Here is a 6633-nt window from a genome sequence, read left to right as displayed (position 1 = left end):
TTCCATCCAATATATGCAAAAAGTTTGTTCCGATCGCTACCAATCCTTTGGTACCGCCGGTAACGCTTCCAAGATCAAGCAAGTCAGTCTTGATGACTTCGCCGCCAAGTACGCCAAAGGCGAACTCAGCCCCACCATCAAGAAAGCCGTGACTGCTTAAATTGTAAAAATTGGCACAGGTAAGAGCAAACAATTGAAACTCTTCCCTGCCATTTGAATCAATAGAAAAAGGGGTAGTGCAATGCACTATCCCTTTTTTTTGCATTCTAAGTTCGTAGTAACGACTTCAGTCGTTTCTTCAGTTTGTAGTTCTTCCCAACACACCGGCGGGGGTTCAAACCCCCGCCTAATAGCTAAAGTCGGATAAATCCGACTGAAAATCTGATCTGATCAAGAGTTTAATGGGATTTTAACCTACTTTAGTTCTGAGCTTAACCCCCCCCCAGTTATCGCAACTACGAACATAAGAGAACGACTCAAGTCGTTACTACGAACATAAGAGAACAACTGAAGTTGTTACTACGAACTGGGATAGTCATCGTTTACCACCCCTTCAAAATAGTGCTGCACGAATGGCACTTTGACCTGATAATTCCCTTTTCTACTCTTAAGTTTCTTAAGTTTGTAGTAACAACTTCAGTCGTTTCTGAAGTTTCTTAAGTTTGTAGTAACGACTTCAGTCGTTAGTAGTCGTTCTTCCCAACACACCGGCGGGGGTTCAAACTAATAGCTAAATCCGGGAACATCGGAGGTGATCTGTAGCCCTTTTTTAGGGAATTGGTATTAGTCCAAAACCTACATTCCTCCGGCTAGATAGGGTCAATCACGAATTTAGGATGTTTGAGCCTCTATCGAAGGCCCTCATCTAACCCTTACTAAAAATTGTTCTTAATAAAGTCACCAAATTTTTTATGAGGATTTTAAGATCATAACGCTTATGGAGTCAATACTTCAGGCTTTAAAGGCCCCAAATATATTGAGAATAGAAATAGATCTGCGGAATGTAAGCCAGAAACCTGGATTCTGCCTAAGTTCTGTCGCTGTTTGAGTGATATTTGTTGAAGATATGTTAAGAAAAAATGCTTTTTAGGGGCTTAGGTGATAAAATGCGCTTATGCTTCAAGTAAAAAGCCTGCCAGACAAGGCTTTCAGCTTGGAAGATTCCTATAGGTCAAATGCCAGACCCAAGCGGAGTGCAAACCCTAAAAACGCCCCCAGCAAACACTAGAGCTTTATATTATAAAAAATTATCACCGCTAACTCTGAAGAGCCTAAGAAAAAAGCTCTTGAAATCCGCTGATTGTCAGGATGAATTAGGCCCACGTAAAATTTTTGAAAACCCCCGGAAAATTTTTAAATCAGTGGTTATTGTGAAGCCTGTCGCTAAAAATAAATTTTATGGAAAGACGCTCCAATTCTGGGTAGTTTTTATACTTAGGTTTCAAGGTTTAAAGGGGGTCTTAACTCGGGAAAATTTTTTGACCCAAATTGTTGACAAAAATCCCCCCAAAGGCTATATTATTAGAGGAAGCATCTTTTCATGGGCAATCAGGGAGAAAAATTTCCTACCTTAAAACAAATAGAGGTTAGGGAAAGACCTCGTTAATTTTCTAACATCTGCAAAAAAGTGGAGCAGGAAATGGTCCGGCCTAAGTTGAAGAAAGCTATGGCTATGATCTTGGCGGTGAGTGGGATCATGTTTGCCGTTGCTATAAGTCATGATGCAGAAGCACAATCTCAGCAAGCACTCATCCCGGGCAGATCCACCCGGGGTGTACTGAATTCCACGAGCTCACAGTTGAGATCCGAGGGAGGCGCGCAATTATTAGCCAATGACTACCACTTTGAAGCTCAGTCTGGAGATGAACTAAAAATCTGGATTCAGCATCAAGGGAATTTGGATCTCAAGCTAGTGCTTATTGACCCGTTCAATAATCGCATTGTCATTGAGGATAACGATAATAAGCTCCAACTCGGAGTGACTGCGCCTCGCCTCCAAAGTCCCGGAACATATATCATTCGGGTGCTGTCGGTGGGGAATAAAGAAGGAAACTACGTCATTAAAATAGAAGCGTCGAATCCCGATCGCTCGCTTCCAGCTGATTATGTGATGCGAGACCAGAATTTGACCATCGTGCCCTGTGGAAATCCGGAACTGGCTACGATCAGAATAGGGACGGAAACCCGATGCACCTCAGATATAAAGAAAGGGGGTCAGCACGTCTACAATCCAACCACGGGAACTATCGACCCGGTGTCAGCAGAACCCCAGCCAGAGTCGCTCAGAGATAGATTGGCCAGGGAGTTTGGGATGCAGTGGACTGCCTGTGGGGGAAGGGGATTAGCTGAAATTACGATTGACGGACAAACGGTTTGTAGTCGAAATTATCCGGAAGGAAAATATACTTACAATGCGACCACCAACCGCTTTGATGAGGTTCAGGTTGCCGATCGCAATTTAGCGAAACTCGAAGAGTGGGGTTTAAAACCCGTAGAGTGCCGCTCGTCGGGAGTCGTTTCTATCTTAATGGATGGGAAAGAATACTGTACCCAACCTAGTGACTGGCTTAATGTCGGAAATTACCGATATATCGCCTCAGATGATCGGCTAGAACCGATCGCTCAGACTCCGCTGCCTCAGCCTTCAAATACCAACACCAATCGCAACCCGAATGTACAGCCTGATAATGGATCTGGCCTGTAAATTTGCCGTAGCGATCGCCCTTAAAACGATTCAATTGCAACAGAATTGCAACAGGAGTTAACAATGAAATCACTATCTTTCGTTCCAGTTTTGGCAACCGTTCTGACCCTGGCGAGCAGCCTCGTATTGGCACCATCCACCCTGGCACGTCCGAGTGTAGGTGGTTCCAGTGGTGGCTCTCAGCCGAATGTGGGTCAGCCGAGTGTAACCCCTTCTCCGAGCAATGCTAGTGCAGGTACATCCTTTATCTGCGTTCCCCAAGGCAGCAACTACGCGACAGTGGCTCAACGGGGTGGGGGACAGCCAATTCCCTTGATTCAATGGACCGCGCAGGGGTCGAGCTACTTTGGCGACCAATACAACCCACAAAACCGTTGCAATATCGTTTCGCAGAAATTGAATGCGGCAGTGAGTGCAAATGGGGGTCGTCTCCAAGATTTGTTGCTGACTCACGGTGTAGTGAATGGACAGACCGTCATTTGTGCGATTGGAGCCACAGGAGCTAACAGTTGTAATGCCGATAATACCCTGTTTACTCTTAAGCCAGAAAATGCCAACCGTCCCGGTCAAATTCTCGGCCAGTTAATGCAGATTAGTCGCAGCGGTTCTAGTGCAGGAGTCATTTCCGAAACCGGCTTAAATCAAACATACATCGATTTAGGCGAGTGGGAACAGAACGCAATGGGGTCGAGCCAGGAAGATTCGACAAATAACAATCAGCAAATGTGGGACAATCCTACCAATAATAACGATTCCGGTATTTAGATCCCGAACCCCGGGTCAAGGGTTGATAGCCTAACCCTGTAGAGGAGTTTTCACTGCTCTACAGGGTTGATAACCCGATAGGAAAACAAAGGGAATGTTACCAGGGATTCTGTTAATTATTCTGGCTCACGATGCGATCGCTCCGATTATTTCTTATGGGCAATCGGGGGATGCAGTTTCTACTTTCAAAACGGTCTATTCAGACCGATTGGATGCTAGGGGAATTCTATCCGTTGCCCCGAATTTGAAGGGTCCGATGGAAGACGCTTCGGCGTCGGAAATTGCCCGACTGGTGACGGTGCGAATTTTGACTCAAAACGGGTCCGGTTCTGGGGCGATCGTTGCTCGTCGGGGGCCAACTTATACCGTACTCACGAATAATCATGTGGTAATTGATACCCCTGAAAATGGCTATCGGCTGATCACCGCCGATGGTGAGTACCATGCTGCGTGGTGGATGCCATTACCCCAGTTTGGGAATTTGGATCTGGCCCTGGTGCAATTTACGAGCAGTAACTCGTATCGGGTGGCAGAAATTGCCGACTCCAATGCCTTATCTGTGGGAGATCCGGTTTATGCTGCGGGATTTCCGGCGTGGCATTTTAACCAAGAGGGCGATCGCCTGGTTTCCATTGAGGATACCCGAGATTGGGGGGTGAGTGCCTTTCGGGTGACCCTCGGACAGGTGCAAATGAGATCCCCGCGATCGCTCCAGGGTGGATATCAAATTGGCTACACCAACGATGTTCTACTGGGCATGAGTGGAGGCCCCGTGGTCGATCGCAATGGGGCTTTGATCGGAATTAATGGAAAATTAAAATATCCGTTCCAAGGCATTAATGCGTTTATTTTTGCCGATGGTTCGGTGCCTTCTCCTCAGCTTTTCGAGCAAATGGAAGCCTTGAGTTGGGCCATTCCGATTGCTCAATTTCAGCAAAATACAATTCCCTTGAACGAGGAGAGTCAAGGGGGGTTGTAATATAGCAATCCTATATCAGTTGTGGAATTAAGACCTCTCCCCCAACCCCTCTCCTACAAGGAGAGGGGAGCAGGAGAGGACATAAATCATTTAGAACAAGCTATAGTCGTGCAGTAATAATTCGATTGATGAAATTTTCCGAAAGGGTAGAGTTATGAATTGGAATGGGTCTGGAGTTGATAACTTGCACCGAATCCTGATGGGAACGGCAACCGTAGCGGTGCTCACGCTGACGATACCGGCAGTTGTCCAAGCTAAAAGTAGCTCCGACATTTATCAAATTGCCCAACAAAGTTCGGTACAAATTAATGCTGATTTGGCGGGTGCTTTGGGCGGGTCAGGGGTAATCATCGGCAAACAGGGGAATGTTTATACCGTTCTGACCGCGCACCACGTCGCCTGTCTGTTAAATTGTCGCCAAAATATTAACTATACGGTTCGCACTCCTGACGGCAGAGACTATCCCGTGACTCAGGTGCGATCGCTGCCAAATAATAGTGAGAACAACCCGGATATAGCGGTGGTGCACTTTGAAACCAACACATCTTATCCGGTGGCAACCTTGGGGGATTCTCGAACGATCGTTCCGGGTTCCTCAATTTATGTCTTTGGCTATCCTGCCTTAGTCAATCGCGTCGGCACCCAACGGGAATCAGAATTTACCCCGGGAATGGTGACCAGTCGTCCCAGCAGCCGTCCCCAAGGATATAACTTGCGCCACACTGCGATCACTAAAAGTGGGATGAGTGGTGGCCCAGTTTTTGATAGTGAAGGTCGAGTCGTCGGGATTCATGGTCAAGGAGACACTGAGGGTCAACTGGAAACTTCTACCGGCAGTCCGCTCACGATCAAAACCGGCTTTAATGCAGCTATTCCCATCGAAATCTTTGTGGCAATCGGGTCTCAATTGGGGGTCAGTTCCTCCAATTTGCAGGTGAATAACAGCCCGAACCAAGAGAAACCCGCTCAGTTAGATAATCCCAGCGCTGCCAGAGATTACAATCTGCGGGGAATGGTGCGCTTAGATGGGGGAAACTATACTGCAGCGATCGCTGATTTTACCTTGGCCCTGGAGCGGAACCCGGATCCGGATGACGCCCATAACGCCTATTTTAACCGGGGAAATGCCCGCATTCGCAACGGAGACCGTCCAGGGGCGATCGCCGACTGGACTGAAGCGATCAAGAGTAAGCCGAATGATGCCAGACCCTATTACAATCGAGGTCTAGCTTATGACCAAATGGGGAACTGGCAAGAGGCTCTTGCGGATACCAATCAGGCAATCCAGCTCGATCCGACAAATGAAAAAGCCTATTTAGTCCGAGGGAATGCCAAGGCGGAACTCGGAGACCCTACCGGAGCACTTGCGGATTACAATCGCGCGATCGAGATCAATCCCAACTACCCCCTCGCTTATAATAACCGGGCCACAATCCTCGTTAATCAAGGCGATCGCCCAGGTGCACTGGAGGATTTGCGTCGTTCAGCAGAATTGCTTCAGGCCCAGGGTAAAATGTCGCAATACCGCCAGGTCCAGGAAAATATTAGAGTGCTTGAACACGCCCTCTCTCAGCAACCCACTCCACGCCCTGCCAATAATCTCTCCACTCCTTCTGGAGACACCAATCTCGCCAAACTCGCAGAATGGGGATTAGATCCGGTTAACTGTGGCGCTCAAGTGGTCTCGATTCTCATGGATGGTAAGGAATATTGCACTCAACCCACCGATTGGCTCAGTATCGGAAGCTACAAATATCTTACCGCTGAAGATCGATTAGAACCCATTTCGGTCCCGTCTAATCCGGGCAATACCAATCCCAACTCCAATCCCTCCTTGGAAGAGGGAGGTTTATAATCGATTTACAAGCCATCCCACCTGCCGAGAGGAAGTCGGATTTATTCGGTGCGGCTTGATCACAAACGCGCTATAACCAGAATATTCCACTAGAAGTCTTCGTCTTCTAGGTAACGCTTTTTCTGATTAATCATCATGTCCCGTCGCTCTTTTTTCCGACTCTTTCTCGTTGCTACGCTTTCTTTTCTCGCCTGGTTCAACTTCTCCCCTGCCGCTTATTCTATGGGGGGTAAACTACCGGCGATCGCAGAACCGGCACCAGAATTTACCCTCCCCACGAATACAGGAGATGGCAATCTCTCCCTGTCTGACTATCGGGGACAGTGGGTG

General features: G+C 47.6%; 5 protein-coding genes and 2 pseudogenes. All 7 read left to right on the top strand.

Annotation, left to right across the window (positions count from 1 at the left end; genetic code table 11):
- A pseudogene (locus J0895_RS26075) lies at window positions 1-160 on the top strand (fructose-1,6-bisphosphate aldolase); the annotation flags it as partial.
- Between the two features lie 1015 nt (window positions 161-1175).
- The gene (locus tag J0895_RS18430) at window positions 1176-1574 is read left to right on the top strand and encodes a hypothetical protein (RefSeq protein WP_207089467.1); all 399 of its coding nucleotides are present in this window, start codon (window positions 1176-1178) and stop codon (window positions 1572-1574) included.
- Between the two features lie 92 nt (window positions 1575-1666).
- Complete coding sequence (locus tag J0895_RS18425; RefSeq protein ID WP_207089466.1) at window positions 1667-2704, top strand: PPC domain-containing protein; 1038 nt, start codon at window positions 1667-1669, stop codon at window positions 2702-2704.
- Between the two features lie 63 nt (window positions 2705-2767).
- Window positions 2768-3469 (top strand): COP23 domain-containing protein, encoded by a 702-nt coding sequence (locus J0895_RS18420; RefSeq protein WP_207089465.1) that lies wholly within the window; start codon window positions 2768-2770, stop codon window positions 3467-3469.
- 94 nt (window positions 3470-3563) lie between these two features.
- On the top strand, window positions 3564-4448 hold the full coding sequence (locus tag J0895_RS18415) for a S1 family peptidase (protein ID WP_207089464.1): 885 nt from the start codon (window positions 3564-3566) through the stop codon (window positions 4446-4448).
- Between the two features lie 154 nt (window positions 4449-4602).
- A complete protein-coding gene (locus J0895_RS18410) occupies window positions 4603-6303 on the top strand; it encodes a tetratricopeptide repeat-containing S1 family peptidase (protein WP_207089463.1) in 1701 nt (566 codons plus the stop codon).
- Window positions 6304-6438: 135 nt separating this feature from the next.
- Window positions 6439-6633: pseudogene (locus J0895_RS18405) on the top strand (peroxiredoxin); the annotation flags it as partial.

The sequence above is a fragment of the Phormidium pseudopriestleyi FRX01 genome, assembly GCF_017313335.1.
GTDB classification, from domain to species: domain Bacteria; phylum Cyanobacteriota; class Cyanobacteriia; order Cyanobacteriales; family Laspinemataceae; genus Laspinema; species Laspinema pseudopriestleyi.
The sequence above is the reverse complement of the archived record's forward strand: the minus strand, read 5'-3'. Positions and strand labels throughout refer to the sequence as shown.